This window comes from Devosia nitrariae, from assembly GCF_030160115.1.
Taxonomy (GTDB): domain Bacteria; phylum Pseudomonadota; class Alphaproteobacteria; order Rhizobiales; family Devosiaceae; genus Devosia; species Devosia nitrariae.
Genome location: NZ_BSNS01000009.1, coordinates 107,843 through 121,741, shown reverse-complemented (window position 1 = coordinate 121,741; position 13,899 = coordinate 107,843). Strand labels below are relative to the sequence as shown.

Here is a 13,899-nt window from a genome sequence, read left to right as displayed (position 1 = left end):
CGACGTTCAGGCCGCAGCCTTGAGCGTGGGGCGGGTTTCCAGCGCCTTATTGACGAGGGCTTCGACCCGGGCGCGTTCCTCGCCGATCAGGGTCAGGCGCGGCGCGCGCACCCATTCGGCACCCTCACCGGTCATCTGGTTGACGAGCTTGATGTACTGGACAAGCTTCACTTCGGTGTCGAGGTGAAGCAACGGCATGAACCAGCGATAGAGGGCAAGTGCTTCCTCGAGCCGGCCTTCGCTTGCCGCGCGGAAGAGCGCAACGCCTTCGCGCGGGAAGGAATTGACGAGGCCGGAGACCCAGCCGACAGCGCCGAAAAGGATGTTCTCAAGCGCCAGGTCATCGACGCCGCAGAAGAGCTTGTAACGATCGCCGAGGACATTGACCATGTCCGTCATGCGGCGGCTGTCATGGCTCGATTCCTTGACGGCGACGATGGTCTTCTCGTCGGCGAGCTCGGCAAAATCCTCGGGGCTGAGATCGACTTTGTAGGCCACGTGGTTGTTGTAGATCATGACCGGCAGGTCGACGGCGCGGGCGACGGCGCGGAAATGCGTGATCGCTTCGCGGGAGTCCTGCTGGTAGACCATCGCCGGCAGCACCATCAGGCCGGCCGCACCAGCCGCGCCCATACGCTTCGAGGTGGCGATGGCAAGATCGGTGGTATATTCGGCAATGCCCGCCAGAACCGGCACCCGGCCATTGGCTGCTTCGACGGCAGTCCTCACCACCTGTTCCTTCTCGTCGAGGCTGAGCGAGGAATTTTCGCCCAGCGTCCCGAGCATCACCAGGCCTTCGCACCCTGCTGCTATGCAGCTCTCGGCGTGCCGGGCAGTGGCTTCGAGATCAAGCCGGCCATCCTTGTGCATTTCGGTCATCAGGGCCGGGATCACGCCCTTCCAGGTCACAGTCATCTGTTTTCGTCCTCAGCGTTGGTCGTTGGTGCTGGCGTTTAGCCGCCGGCGATTGTCAGGAATGGGTGGCGGAGCGACCTTTGCCCCGCCTTGCCCCGGTTTGATTGAAGCATCGCCCGGCTGGTCGGTCAGTCTCCGAGATAGGCCTGGACGATCGAGGTATCGGCGCGCAGGACTGCCGCATCGTTTTGCATCCGCACGTGTCCGCCTTCGAGAACATAGCCGTAGTGGGCAAGCTTGAGGGCGAGCCGGGCATTCTGCTCGACCAGAAGGATGGTGGTCCCCTCCTGGTTGAGGCGCTTGATGATCCGCATGGTGTCGAGCACGAGCTTGGGCGCAAGGCCCATCGAGGGCTCGTCGAGCAGCAGCACCCTGTGGCCGTGCATCAGCGCGCGTCCAATGGCCAGCATTTGCTGCTCGCCCCCGGAAAGCAGCGAGCCATCCTGGTGCTGGCGCCGTTCGAGAATGGGAAAAAGCCGGAAGACCTCGCCCATACGCTGCCGCCGCAGATTGGCATCGCGCACGGTGAAGGCTCCGAGCTCGAGGTTCTCGCGCACCGAAAGACCCTTGAGGATATGCCTTCCTTCCGGCACGTGGACGAGACCGAGGCGGGCGATGTCGCTGGCCCTGCGGCCGGTGATATCCTCTCCTTCGAACTCCACCGTTCCGGAGGTCGCACGCACGAGGCCCGAAATGGTCTTGAGGGTCGTGGTCTTGCCGGCCCCGTTGGCGCCAAGTAGCGCAACGATCTGCCCCCGCCGCACCTCGAGATCGACCCCGTTGAGTGCCTGGATGCGGCCATAACCGGCTTCGACGCCCTTCAGGCGCAGCACGACGTCGTTGTTCATCGTCTCAGAGGTCAAGGCCGGCCTCCGCGTCTTCCTGGCCGAGATAGGCTTCAATCACCTTGGGATTGCTCTGGATTTCCTTTGGCTTGCCCTCGGCGATCATCACCCCGTGGTCGAGCACGCTGATGCGCTCGGAAACCTTCATTACGAGCCCGGTATCGTGCTCGATCAGCAGCACCGAAACGCCCCGCTCGTCGCGGATGCGCCCGATCAGCTCGATAAGTTGCTGCTTTTCGCCGGCATTGAGGCCGGCAGCCGGCTCGTCGAGCAGCAGGAGCTTCGGCTTGGTGGCGAGCGCACGGGCAATCTCGACCCGCCGCTGATGGCCATAGGCAAGGGTGGTCGCCTCGCGATCGAAACCCTCCCTGACGCCAACGAACTCGAGACACTCGCGCGAGAACTCCTGGATCTCGGCCTCCTCGGCACGCTGCATGGGCGTGCGCAGGATCGCCGCGAATGCACCGGCGCGTGTGCGGCAATGCATGCCCGACATGACGTTCTCGAGGACGGTCATCTCCCGGAAGAGCCGCAGGTTCTGGAACGTGCGAGCAATGCCCGCCGCTGTCACGTGGTGCGGTTTCAGTCCCCTGATTTCGCGACCATCGAACCGTATCGAGCCCTTTCGCGGCCGATAGAAACCCGTGATGCAATTGAAGAGCGACGTCTTGCCGGCCCCGTTCGGCCCGATCAGGCTGACGATCGCGCCTTTGGGGACGGAAAAGCTGGCATCTTCGAGCACCGTATAGGCGCCGAAGGCGAGCTCTATGCCAGAGAGTTCAAGAAGCATGTCGCTCATTTGGCCGCACTCCGTCCGGGCCATATGCCGCTGGGGCGGAACAGCATGATCAACAACAGTCCCACCGCGAAGACCAGCAGTCGCAGCGGGCCGAGATCGCGCAGCAGCTCGGGCCCGAGGATGACGATGAAGGCGCCCAGGATCACGCCGGGGATCTTGCCCATGCCGCCGAGAATGACGGCCATCAGGATCAGCACGGATTGGGTGAACGAGAAGCTCTCGGGAGAAATGGCCCCGAGATTGACCGCGAAGAACGCGCCGGCAATCGAGCCGTAGATCGCGCCGATGATATAGGCGGCGAGCTTCACCTTGACCCGGTCTATGCCCATGGCCTCGGCCGCGTCCTCGTCATGGCGCACATAGAGCCAGGCGCGGCCGAGCCGTGAATTGGCGAGCCGGGCCGCAGCGACCACGGCGATGATCGCAAGCACGCAGAAGACGTAGTAGAAGTCGGTCGCCGAGCGGATCTGCCAGCCGAATATCCAGGGCTGTTCGATGCCGGAAAGCCCGCTGGCTTTGCCGGTGATTTCCAGATTGCGTGCCGAAAAGCGCACGATCTCGCCAAAGCCCAGTGTGACGATGGCAAGATAATCCGAACGCAGACGCAGCGTCGGACCACCGATGATCACGCCCGCGATCGCGGCCGCGACCATCGCAAAAGGCAGCGCCAGCCAGAAATTGAGGCCGAAATCGAGGGTCAGGATGCCGACCGTATAGGCTCCGACGGCAAAGAACGCCGCATAACCGAGGTCGAGAAGCCCGGCATAGCCGACCACCACGTTGAGCCCCAGCGCCAGCACCACATAGAGCAGCGCATTGGTCAGGATCACGGTGGCGTACTGGCCAAAGATCATCGGCGCCACGGCCATCAGCACGAGGATGGCGACGATCGCCGTCCACTTAGCCCGCGGATCGACCAGCACGCCCGACAGCGGCCCATAGAGCCGGGAGGCGACAACGTTCTTCTCGCTCATCACATCCGCTCCTGTTCGGGTTTGCCGAGAAGCCCAGTGGGCTTCAGGACAAGAACCAGGATCAGCACGGCGAAAGAGAAGACATCCTTCCATTCGCTGCCGATGCCGGGGATCTGCGTGCCGAAGGCTTCGAGAAGACCGAGCACCAGTCCGCCGAGCATGGCGCCGGGAATGGAGCCGATGCCCCCGATCACGGCGGCGGTAAAGGCTTTGAGGCCGATGAGGAAGCCCATGAAATACCAGATCGAGCCATAATAGGCGCCCGCCATCGTACCCGCTGCTGCCGCCAGCGCCGAGCCGATGAAGAAGGTGACCGCGATCACGACTGGCACGTTGATGCCCATGAGCTGGCACATGTCCTTGTCGATCGAAACCGCCCGCATCGCCCGCCCAAACTGGGTCCGGGTGACGAACAGCTGCAGAGCGACCATCAGCAGTGCGGCTGTGCCCACCAGCACCATCTGATTGTGCTGGATGAACAGGCTGCCGATATCGAACCCGCCGAAGCCGAGATCGGCGCGGAACGCCTGATATTGCCCGCCGGTCAGCCCGAGCACGGCGTTCTGGAGGACCAGCGAGACCGCCAGCGCGGTGATCAGGATCGAAAGGCGCGGGGCCGCCAGCATCGGGTGGTAGGCCACCCGCTCGATGACGACGCCGAGGCACCCCACCGCGATCATGGCGAACAGCATGGCGATGAACACCCCCGGCCAGTCGCCCCCCACGACACCCGATATGGCCGAGAGCGCAAGAAAGCCGACGAAACCACCGACCATGTAGAGGTCGCCATGGGCGAAGTTGAGAAGTTTGATGACCCCGAAGATCATCGTGTAGCCAAGTGCGACCAGGGCATAAAAGGAGCCGAGCACCAGGCCGTTCACCAGTTGCTGGGCAACAATGTCAGAAAGGTTCATGTCCGTCCTTCCGGCAAGGCGGCACGCAGGCCGCCTCTCAAGGCGGCGGGACGTGCCTGGACCGTTGACCGACAGGACCGGCGGCCTCTGGAGGCCACCGGCACCGTTGGTCAATCTACGGCGGTCAGTCGGCGCGCGTCCAGGCGCCATCCTTGCCTTCGAGAACGATGAAGTTGGACCGTGCAAGCGTGTTCTGCTCGGTGAACGAGATCGGTCCAGCGAGCCACTCCTCGCCGTCGGCAGTCGCAAGTGCCTCGATGATCGCATCGGCATCGGTCGAGCCGGCCTTTTCTATCGCCCAGGCCAGAAGGCGCATGCCGTCATAGGCCAGCGGCGCATAGGGACCGGGCGCAGCGTTGTACTGCTGGGTATAGGTCTCGGCGAAGTCCTGGGCCGCGGGAAGGAAATCGGCGGTCGGGTTGGAGAAGGCGAAGACGCCTTCGGCGGCGCGCCCGGCAATATCGAAAAGATTGGGCGAGTTCGAGCCGTCGCCGACGGCGATGATGCCCTGATAACCGCCCTGGCGAAGCTGACGGATCAGGAGGCCGCCATCGGCGAAATAGGCGGTCCAGAATACAGCATCCGGGTTGGCGCCGCGAATGGCGGTGACAATGGCCGAGAAGTCCTGCTCGCCCTTGTTGGCGGTTTCAAACGCGGCCACGGTGTGACCGGCCTCGGTCCACGCGTCGCGGGTGAGGTTGGCAAGATCCTGAGAATAGGCGTCGCCCTGGTTGACGATGGCAAGGGTCGTTGCGCCCTTGGAAGACAGGAACTCGACCGCGCGGGTCGCCTGCTGGTCGCCCGTCGAATTGATCATGAAGGCGTTGCCCGGGTTTGCCGGAATAAGCTGCGTCGAATTGGCCGCCGCGATCACGAAGGGCACATTGGCATCGCCGTAGATCTTGAGGGTCGGAAGCGTCGCCCCCGAGCAATAGCCGCCGACGACGCCGACGACATTGAGCGAAACCAGCTTGCTTGCTGCATTGACCGACTGCTGCGGATCGCAGGCCGAGTCGCCAACCACCATCGATAATTGCTGACCAAGGACGCCACCGTTGGCGTTGATCTCGCCCTGCGCGATAGCAATGGCATTGGCCATGTCCTGACCGTAGGTTGCCTCGGACCCGGTCGTCGGCACCTGCACGCCGATGGCTATGGCGTCCTGAGCCAAAGCCGGCGAACCGAATGCCAGCGCCAAGACGCCGGCCGCTGCGGCTTTCTTTATGATTTGCATGTGGATCCCTCTCGTTCCCTGCTCATTTGAATGGGAACCCGGCTCGGTCGAGCCCGACGCCGGGTTTGTCGACTACCTCCAGCGCTTCACCAAGCCCATAGGACCGCTTGGTGCCGTCGAATGGCAATCCCTTTTTTCGCGCGCCCGATGACTCATCGGCGCGCCGGCCGTCACATCTGCCTAGAGGACGTTCGTTCTCGCCCCTCCAGCCTGATCAGACTAGTGATGCATTTGAGATATATCAAGATTGAATCTAGCTGCGGAAAGGGTCATACTGCTGGAGGCAGGGTGCTCGCGCGTTGGATATATTTTAAGTATGCTAGGAACTGGTTCAGTCACCCGACAGGATTCTACCGGCTGCGTCGCCCGGCCTGATCTCCTTCAAGACAGGTTCAAGGCACCAGGTTGTCTGTCCGCGGCGGATGACGAGCACGCCTTCTCAAGCAAGCCACCGGCGCGGATATGTTGCTGCCGGGTCGGCGCAATTTCATGAGCACGGTCTTGAACACTCAACCTTCCCTGCCTCAGTTGCGAAACGCGTATCTGGCCATCGAAGCCAAGATCGTCCTCTTGGAGTTTCGCCCGGGCGCGATGCTGACCGAGAAGACCATCATCGAAGCCGTCGGCTTCGGGCGCACCCCAGTGCGCGAAGCGTTGCAGCGCCTGCATCTGGAGGGCCTGGTGGAAATCCACCCACGTCTCGGCATCAAGATCGCCGAGATTCGACCCGAGGACTATCCGCGCGCCATCGAACCGCGGCTGACCCTCGAGCCGCTGCTGGCGCGCTCGGCCGCCCGTTATGCGGGGCCCCACGATCGCGAGATCATAACGGCAAGCGCTCAACGCATGGTCGACGCTGCACAGCGCAATGACGTCAGCGCGTTTCTTTGGGAAGACAAGGTTCTCGATGCCGCCATCAGCAGCGCAGCGGCAAACTCGTTCCTGCCCCGGGCCCTGTCTCCGCTCGAGGCCCACTCGCGGCGCTTCTGGTACCACTATCATGGCGCCGATGGCGTGGTCGAATGCGCCGAGCATCATGTCGCGGCCTGCAAGGCCATCGTCTCCGGCGATCCCGAGAGAGCCTCAGCGGCCATGAGGGAGTTGATGGAGTACCTTTTCGTCCAGTCCAAGAGGATCTGAGAACACTTACGACCGCTGTCGAGCAGCGCACGCGCCGTTTTCGCCAGTCCATAGCTTGATCGGGTCTGAGCTTTGCGCGCCGAGTGTCAGGCACTGGTTGTCCGCGCACAGGCGCCAAACGGAATGACCCGCGCCGGACGCGGCAAGAACGAGCTGCTCGACCGGGGGCACGGTTGGCTCGTAGATCCAGCCATCCCCTGTGGACGTCGCATTCTCGGGCGGTTCGATACCCGCCCCGGAGCCTTGCACTTTTGCCTGCGTCACCTTCAACCCGCCCTCGAGAACCTGCCATTGTTCCCACCACTGCGTGCGCTCGACCGTGTGGGTCCAGGACAGGGTGAACGCGCTGACGGCGAGGGTGAGGACTTTGCCCGCCGTCAGAATGCAAAGCGGCTCACTCATTTGGGGCCGGCCGGCGCCGCTTGGCTGCGCCTCGCCCCGACAACCTGCCAGCCAAGGAACGCGGCGGCCAGAACGAAACCGAGGCCGTCGGTCACCGGCAACGCGGTGACGAGGAGAAAGGCGGCGACCATCGCCACGGCGCGTTCGGGCCAGCCGATCCGGCGATAGAGGAAGCCGACGACGGCGATGCCCCAAAGGCCGACGGCCAGCATCGTCTTGAGGACGATATAGACTACCGCCGGCACGAAGCCGATGGCGGTCGTCAGCTCGCCGCCGTCCTGGAGCATCAGCGCCGGAGTGAACACGGCCATATAGGGAATGACGAAGCCGGCCGCAGCGATCTTGACCGCCTCGAGCGAAATCCGGAGCCCGTTCTCCTTGGCGATGGGCGCGGCCGCAAAGCAGGCCAGCGCCACTGGCGGGGTGAGATCGGCCAGGATACCGAAGTAGAAGACGAACATGTGGCTGACGAGCAGCGGCACGCCCAGCTGCAACAGCGCCGGACCGGCAATGGTCGCGGTAATGATGTAGTTGGGAACCGTCGGAATACCCATGCCGAGCAGCAGGCAGGTGACCATGGTCAACACCAGCGACAGGAAGAGGTTGGTCTCGCCGACATGGACGATAAACTGGCCGAATGTGTTGGCCATGCCGGTCAGCGTCATGGTGCCGACGATGATACCGACGATGGCGCAGGCAATGCCGACCGGGAGCGCTGTGCGGGCGCCCTCGGCCAGCGAATCCCGGCAGATCGCCAATGTCTCCCGGCCGCTCCTGGAGAACACGTTGAGGGCGATCAGCGCCAGCACCGCCGCAACGATGACATAGGTGCCGAAACGCAAAAGCGCGGCGGCGATCAGGCCAAGCCCGATCCAGAAGATCAGCCGGATGACCCGGCCGGGCAGGCGCAGCGCCACCGATCCGCCGAGGATCAGCAGCACGGTCAGCGCCAGGCCGATGGTGCCGGCGTAGAGCGGGGTGTAGCCCGAAAACAGCAGGAAGATCAGCGCTGCGAGCGGCAGCACCAGATACCACTGAGCCTTGAGAGCGGCGAGCGGCGAGGGCAGTTCGCTGCGCGGCAGGCCGTAGAGCGCACGCCGGCCCGCTTCCAGATGCACCATCCAGAACGCGGAAAGAAAATAGAGAATGGCCGGAATGATGGCGGCCTTGACCACCTCGATGTATTCGACGCCAAGCGTCTCGGCCATGATGAAGGCGACGGCGCCCATCACCGGCGGCATCAACTGCGCGCCCATCGACGACGTCGCCTCGACCCCGCCGGCAAAGGCGGGGCGATAGCCGAAGCGTTTCATCAAGGGAATCGTGAACTGACCGGTGGTGACGACATTGGCGACGCCCGAGCCGGAAATGGTACCCATCAGCCCTGAGGAGATCACTGCGACCTTGGCCGCCCCACCCTGGGAATGGCCGACGAGGCCGAGCGAGACATCGGTGAAGAGCTTGATCATCCCCGCGCGCTCGAGGAACGAGCCGAAGAGGATGAAGAGGAAGATGTAGGTCGAGGAAACAAGGGTCGGAATGCCGTAGATGCCTTCGGTCCCGAAGGCCATGTGGTCGATCACTTGCTCGAAGTCGTAACCGCGGTGGTTGATCGGCGAGGGCAGGTACTGTCCGAAGAGGCAGTAGAGGAGGAACACCCCGCAGATGATCGGCAGCGCCGGCCCCATGATGAGCCAGGCGGCGGCAAAGAGCGTCACCAGCGCGATGACCCCGACAACAAGATCGAGGCTCGTCGGGTCGCCGGCCCGCACGATCAGCGGCCCATATTCGACGAACTGATAGACGGCGACACCGAAACCGGCGACGGCGAAGGCCCAGGCGATGGCTTTCATCACCGGCCCGGCATCGCGGCTTGCCGCGATCAGTGGGAAGGCCAGCGCCAGCAGGAAGCCGACGTGGAAGGCCCGCACGACGATGCTGGGCAGGGCCACGAGATGCATCGCGGTGACGATCTGGAAGATCGAGAAGACCACGGCCAGCCAGAACAGCACCCTGCCCTCTCGGGTCGACGGGAAACCCCTGGCCAGGGGATCGTGAAAGGTTACGGCCTCCAGCGGCACAGCCGCTGAGCCGGTGTCGTCGCGCGTCATTCCAAGTCCTCCCAAAGCACGGCAGCGCGAAACAGCGTGGCGTCCGGGACAAGCCCGGACGCCGGACTTTCCGGCAGACTACATCAAGCCGGCTTCCTTGTAGTAGCGCTCGGCACCCGGATGCAGCGGAATGGTGAGGCCGGTCTGTGCCCCCTCGGGCGTGATTCCGGCGGCTGCACTATGGGCAGCGGTCATCGAGTCGAGGTTTTCGAAGAGGAGCTTGGTCATCTGATAAGCCGTCTCCTCGTCGACGCCGGCATGCGTCACCAGCACGTTGCCGATGGCGGCTGTGCTGACGTCCGCGTCCTGGCCGCTATAGGTGCCGGCGGGAATGACGCTCGGCACATAGGGCGCGCCGATGGATTCCACGACCGACGCGGGGATTTCGACGATGTTGATGTCGAGCGAAGCGGCCAGATCCTTGATGAAGGCCACGCCGAGGCCCGAGGACTGCAGCGTTGCGTCGAGCTGACGGTTCTTGATGAGCTCGGCGGACTCCGCATAGGGCAGATATTCGGTCTGAGCAAAGTCCTCATAGCTCATGCCGGCCGCCGCAAGGATGGCGCGCGCGTTGAGTTCGGTACCGGATTTGGGCGCGCCGACCGAGACACGCTTGCCGGCAAGGTCGGCCAGCGTCTCGATGCCCGACTCGGCCGAGGCGACGATCTGGATGTAGTTGGGATAGATGGCGGCAATGGCGCGCAGTTCCGACAGCGGCTCGCTGAACCCGGCTTCCGCGTCGCCGTCCCAGGCGAGCTTGACGGAATCGCCGAGCGCAAACGCGATCTCGCCCCGCTCATCCTGCAGCAGGTTGAGGTTCTCGACCGAGGCCTTGGTCGCTTGCACCTGCGTGCGTACGCCCTCGATGTTTTCGGCATAAATTTCCGAAAGAGCGACGCCGAGCGGATAGTAGACGCCGGATGTGCCGCCGGTCAGCACGTTGATGAACTGCTGCTGGGCCTGGGCACCGCCCGCCATCGCGCCGAGCGCCATGGTGGCGCCGACGAGCAGGCCGGCATAGGTTTTAGCGGATTTGAAGGTCATGCAATTTCCTCCCTTGCATGCAAGTTGACTGCCGGCCGCTTCCTCGGCGAGCCGGTCGCTTCTGTCCAGCAAGGCGCGTGCCAAGCGCCTGGCGGAAACAAAAGTCGCCTTTTCACAATAGGTTGCTGACGCACTCGACAAAATGTCCCGCTGTTTTCGGGCAAGAATCCGCCAAACCGGCAGCCTCCTGGCGGAATTCCGCCAGGATCACCGTCCGGTTTCGGCCATATCGCGCAGGCTATAGCGGGCGATCTTCTCGTTCAGCGTGCGGCGCGGCAGGCCGAGGATTTCGGCAGCTTCAGCGGTGGAACCGTTAGCGGTGCGCAGGGCCTCGGCGATCAGCTCGGCTTCAAAGTGCGCGACTTTCTCGGCGAGGGTCCCCTCACCACGCTCGATGCCGGAGGCGGTGCTTGCCACGTTCTCGGCAAGCCCCAGAACGGCGCGATCGGCTGCGGCCTTGAGTTCGCGCACATTGCCCGGCCAGGGTGCAGCTCGCAGGTCGGCGAGCAACGCGTGGCCGAACTCGGGCGCCTCGCGGGAGAACCGCCGGGCGGCTTCGGCGGCAAAGAGGGTAAAGAGCAGCGCAACGTCCTCCCGCCGCTCGCGCAGCGGCGGCAGATCGATCTCGACGGTGCCGAGGCGAAAGTAGAGGTCGGCGCGAAAGCGGCCGGCATCGCTTTCGGCCTTGAGGTCGAGCTTGCTCGCAGCGATGAAGCGCACGTCGAGCGGAATGGCGCGGTTGGAGCCCAGGCGCTCGATGCTGCGCTCCTGGATGGCGCGCAGCACCTTGGCCTGCAGGGCCAGTGGCATGGACTCGATCTCGTCGAGAAAGATCGTGCCGCCCAACGCGAACTCGAACTTGCCGATCCGCTCGGCACCCGCGCCGGTGAAAGCGCCGCGCTCGTGGCCGAATATCTCGCTTTCGAAGATCGTCTCGGGTATGGCGGCGCAGTTTATGGCGACGAAATTGCCCTTGGCCCGGCGACCGAGATCGTGCAGTGCACGCGCCACCACCTCCTTGCCGGTGCCGGTTTCGCCGCGGATCAACAGGTCGACATCGACGTCTGCGAGCTGGGCGATGCGGCGGCGGACATCGACGATGGCCGGCGAGATGCCGACCAACCGGTCCTCCAGCGCCGCCTCGCCGCCCAGGGCCGATTGCAGCCGGTGAACCTCGCCCCGCAAGCGTCGCCGCTCGACCGCCCGGTCGAGCACGGCCACCAGCCGCTCGGCGTCGTAGGGCTTTTCGATGAAATCGTAGGCGCCGGCCTGCATGGCCTCGACGGCCATCTGCACGTCGCCATGGCCGGTCAGGAGGATGACTGGCAGGTCGCGGTCCGCCTTCTGCATGCGTGCCAGCACATCGAGGCCACCAGCGCCCGGCATCCGCAGATCGGTCACGACGCAATCGCACTGGCGCGGATCAATGCGCCTCAGCGCCTCGCCGGAGTCGCTGAAGGTTTCGACGGCAAATCCCGAGACGCTCAGCCACTCGCTTGCGGCCTCGCAGAGTTCGGGCTCGTCATCGATGAAGGCGATCACCCCGCGGTCCGTCACGCGACCGGCTCCGCCTGCCGTTTCGACACGTGAACGGGCAGCTCGACGGTGGTCAGGGTACCGCCGCCTTCTTGCCTCGACGCAAAGGAAAGCGTTGCGCCATATTCCTCGATGATGGTGCGGGTGATCGAGAGGCCGAGGCCAAGACCTTCCCCCGTGGTCTTGGTGGTAAAGAACGGCTCGAAAATCCGCTCGCGCACGTCCTCGGGTATGCCGGCGCCGGTGTCGGCGATCTCGACCGCGACACACGTGCCCTTCGACGATGCCGCAATGCTCACGTGATCGTTTCCGGCAGCGCGTGTCGCGTCGATGGCGTTGAGCATGAGGTTGATGAACACCTGTTCGAGCCGGATCGGGTTGCCGGCGACCGCCGGAAGCCCTGCCATAGCCCCCACATCGAGCGCAATACCGGCTTCCCTCGCCTTGGGTTCGACGATATCGCAAACCGCCTCGACCACCTGGGCGATGTCGACCGGCTCGGGTCGCACCGGGTCCTGCCGCGAAGAGAATGTCTTGAGATGCGTGACGGTGCGCTTCATGCGCTTCAAGAGATCGCGGCCGGACTGCAGGTTCTTGCGCACCTCGGGCATGGCGTTGCGTTCTGCGTGAAGACCGGCGGCTGCAAGCCTGCTGTCGAGCGCGGCGAGCGGCTGGCTGACCTCGTGGACGATGGCTGTCGACATGCGTCCGAGCGCGGCAAGGCGCGCGGCGTGAATGAGGCTATCGTGGGTTTCGCGCAGCTCCGTCTCGGCGCGCTTGCGCACCTCGATCTCGTGGGCGAGTTCGCGGGTGCGCTCGGCGACCCGACGTTCGAGCACGGCGTTCTGCTCGAGCTTGATGCGCGTGAGTTGCCGGCGCTGCCAAAGGAAGAGGGCGACGGCCGAGACGAGCATGGCCGTGAGTGCCGCCAGCGTCGTGACCAGGCGTGCCTCCTCGTTGACGGGATGCAACGGCAGGGCCGAGAAGACCAGCCAGCCGTCCGGCTCGACAGCGACGGCATCGACCAACAGGTCGCCGTCCTCCATGGAAATCCCCGTGGCGCCGACGTCCGGCAAAGGCGCGGAGGCGAGCGGCGGGCGATTGACGACGTCGATGCCCTCGTAGGTGCGCTCCTCGGCGATGACGGCCCCGGCTTCAGCCGAGAGCGGATAGAGCGGCCGATAGCGCCAAGTGGGGTTGCCGGCGAGGAAAACGATACCCGAACCGTCGGCGATGCCCGTCATCTCGCCGGCCTTCGCCCAGGCCTGCTCGAGTGGGGACATATCGACCTTGACGACCACCACGCCGATCGGTTCCCCAGCGTCGTCGACCCTTTCCGAAAGGAAATAGCCGGGTATCCCCGTGGTCACGCCCACGGCGTAATAGCGCCCCTCCCCACTCGCGATGGCCTGGCTGAAATAGGGGCGGAAACTGTAGTTGTTGCCAACGAAGCTGCCTGGCTCCGACCAGTTGCTGGCGGCAAGCGTCAGCCCGTTCGTATCGAGAACATAAATCTCGTCGGCGCCCGACATTTCCCGAACGGCCTGAAGATAGCGGTTGGCCTCACCGGGAGGGTCGCTGCCACGCAAGTGCGCGCGGATACGCCCGTCCTGGCCAACGACCCCCGGCAGGTAACGGAAGCGTTCGATCTCGCTTTCCACAGCGCGCAGGCTGATCGTCAGGCGGTCCTGCAGCTCACGTTCGGCTCGGAGGGTTCCGTTGCGGATAGCAAGAAGCCAAACTGGGATGCAGAGCAAAGCGACCGCGAGCCCGATCAGGCCCACGAGCATCAGGCTGCGACTATTGCGTGCTGCCGAACCGAACAGCTGCGTACTCCTCCCTGAGCGGCCCAACGCTTTTTAGGACATGCAGACGCCGAAAGCACGGAGAGTCAATCTGCAATCGGCCTTGCGGCTGGCGGATGCTACCCGGCCAGTCCGGTGGCATGCGGGACTGAGCGCGCCGACCGGCTGCGGCGCGACAGG

At 64.2% G+C, this 13,899-nt stretch carries 12 protein-coding genes; 1 reads left to right on the top strand and 11 read right to left on the bottom strand.

Annotation, left to right across the window (positions count from 1 at the left end):
• Positions 1–6: 6 nt before the first annotated feature.
• From QQK18_RS10090 to QQK18_RS10065, 6 genes are all read right to left on the bottom strand, one after another.
• Positions 7–915, bottom strand: a complete 909-nt coding sequence (locus tag QQK18_RS10090) for a dihydrodipicolinate synthase family protein (RefSeq protein ID WP_284340207.1) — start codon at positions 913–915, stop codon at positions 7–9.
• Between the two features lie 128 nt (positions 916–1,043).
• Entirely contained in the window at positions 1,044–1,763 is a 720-nt protein-coding gene (locus QQK18_RS10085) for an ABC transporter ATP-binding protein (protein WP_379993748.1), read from the bottom strand.
• 4 nt (positions 1,764–1,767) lie between these two features.
• On the bottom strand, positions 1,768–2,559 hold the full coding sequence (locus QQK18_RS10080) for an ABC transporter ATP-binding protein (protein ID WP_284340205.1): 792 nt from the start codon (positions 2,557–2,559) through the stop codon (positions 1,768–1,770).
• A complete protein-coding gene (locus QQK18_RS10075) occupies positions 2,556–3,533 on the bottom strand; it encodes a branched-chain amino acid ABC transporter permease (RefSeq protein WP_284340204.1) in 978 nt (325 codons plus the stop codon). The genes QQK18_RS10080 and QQK18_RS10075 overlap by 4 nt, the downstream gene beginning before the upstream one ends.
• The gene (locus QQK18_RS10070) at positions 3,533–4,447 is read right to left on the bottom strand and encodes a branched-chain amino acid ABC transporter permease (protein ID WP_284340203.1); all 915 of its coding nucleotides are present in this window, start codon (positions 4,445–4,447) and stop codon (positions 3,533–3,535) included. Before QQK18_RS10070 ends, QQK18_RS10075 begins: the two co-directional genes overlap by 1 nt.
• A gap of 124 nt (positions 4,448–4,571) precedes the next feature.
• On the bottom strand, positions 4,572–5,681 hold the full coding sequence (locus tag QQK18_RS10065) for a branched-chain amino acid ABC transporter substrate-binding protein (protein ID WP_284340202.1): 1,110 nt from the start codon (positions 5,679–5,681) through the stop codon (positions 4,572–4,574).
• 489 nt (positions 5,682–6,170) lie between these two features.
• On the opposite strand from QQK18_RS10065, the gene QQK18_RS10060 reads away from it, so the two are divergent.
• Positions 6,171–6,821 carry a GntR family transcriptional regulator gene (locus QQK18_RS10060; protein WP_284340201.1) on the top strand — a complete coding sequence of 217 codons (651 nt, stop codon included), beginning with the start codon at positions 6,171–6,173 and terminating at the stop codon, positions 6,819–6,821.
• A 6-nt stretch (positions 6,822–6,827) separates the two neighbouring features.
• On the opposite strand, the gene QQK18_RS10055 is transcribed toward QQK18_RS10060, so the two are convergent.
• The 5 genes from QQK18_RS10055 to QQK18_RS10035 form a co-directional block, all read right to left on the bottom strand.
• Positions 6,828–7,223 carry a DUF1850 domain-containing protein gene (locus QQK18_RS10055; protein ID WP_284340200.1) on the bottom strand — a complete coding sequence of 132 codons (396 nt, stop codon included), beginning with the start codon at positions 7,221–7,223 and terminating at the stop codon, positions 6,828–6,830.
• Complete coding sequence (locus QQK18_RS10050) at positions 7,220–9,334, bottom strand: TRAP transporter permease (RefSeq protein ID WP_284340199.1); 2,115 nt, start codon at positions 9,332–9,334, stop codon at positions 7,220–7,222. The genes QQK18_RS10055 and QQK18_RS10050 overlap by 4 nt, the downstream gene beginning before the upstream one ends.
• Positions 9,335–9,412: 78 nt before the next feature.
• Positions 9,413–10,378: a TAXI family TRAP transporter solute-binding subunit gene (locus QQK18_RS10045; RefSeq protein WP_284340198.1), complete on the bottom strand. Its 966-nt coding sequence runs from the start codon at positions 10,376–10,378 to the stop codon at positions 9,413–9,415.
• Positions 10,379–10,585: 207 nt separating this feature from the next.
• Complete coding sequence (locus QQK18_RS10040) at positions 10,586–11,935, bottom strand: sigma-54-dependent transcriptional regulator (protein ID WP_284340197.1); 1,350 nt, start codon at positions 11,933–11,935, stop codon at positions 10,586–10,588.
• Positions 11,932–13,704, bottom strand: a complete 1,773-nt coding sequence (locus tag QQK18_RS10035; protein ID WP_284340196.1) for an ATP-binding protein — start codon at positions 13,702–13,704, stop codon at positions 11,932–11,934. The genes QQK18_RS10040 and QQK18_RS10035 overlap by 4 nt, the downstream gene beginning before the upstream one ends.
• Positions 13,705–13,899 lie beyond the last annotated feature (195 nt).

Excerpts from the sequence above, each read along its gene's own strand:
- QQK18_RS10090 (WP_284340207.1), bottom strand. The coding sequence starts at position 915 with ATGACTGTGACCTGGAAGGGCGTGATCCCGGCCCTGATGACCGAAATG.
- QQK18_RS10085 (WP_379993748.1), bottom strand. The coding sequence starts at position 1,763 with ATGAACAACGACGTCGTGCTGCGCCTGAAGGGCGTCGAAGCCGGTTAT.
- QQK18_RS10080 (WP_284340205.1), bottom strand. The coding sequence starts at position 2,559 with ATGAGCGACATGCTTCTTGAACTCTCTGGCATAGAGCTCGCCTTCGGC.
- QQK18_RS10075 (WP_284340204.1), bottom strand. The coding sequence starts at position 3,533 with ATGAGCGAGAAGAACGTTGTCGCCTCCCGGCTCTATGGGCCGCTGTCG.
- QQK18_RS10070 (WP_284340203.1), bottom strand. The coding sequence starts at position 4,447 with ATGAACCTTTCTGACATTGTTGCCCAGCAACTGGTGAACGGCCTGGTG.
- QQK18_RS10065 (WP_284340202.1), bottom strand. The coding sequence starts at position 5,681 with ATGCAAATCATAAAGAAAGCCGCAGCGGCCGGCGTCTTGGCGCTGGCA.
- QQK18_RS10060 (WP_284340201.1), top strand. The coding sequence starts at position 6,171 with ATGAGCACGGTCTTGAACACTCAACCTTCCCTGCCTCAGTTGCGAAAC.
- QQK18_RS10055 (WP_284340200.1), bottom strand. The coding sequence starts at position 7,223 with ATGAGTGAGCCGCTTTGCATTCTGACGGCGGGCAAAGTCCTCACCCTC.
- QQK18_RS10050 (WP_284340199.1), bottom strand. The coding sequence starts at position 9,334 with ATGACGCGCGACGACACCGGCTCAGCGGCTGTGCCGCTGGAGGCCGTA.
- QQK18_RS10045 (WP_284340198.1), bottom strand. The coding sequence starts at position 10,378 with ATGACCTTCAAATCCGCTAAAACCTATGCCGGCCTGCTCGTCGGCGCC.
- QQK18_RS10035 (WP_284340196.1), bottom strand. The coding sequence starts at position 13,704 with ATGCTCGTGGGCCTGATCGGGCTCGCGGTCGCTTTGCTCTGCATCCCA.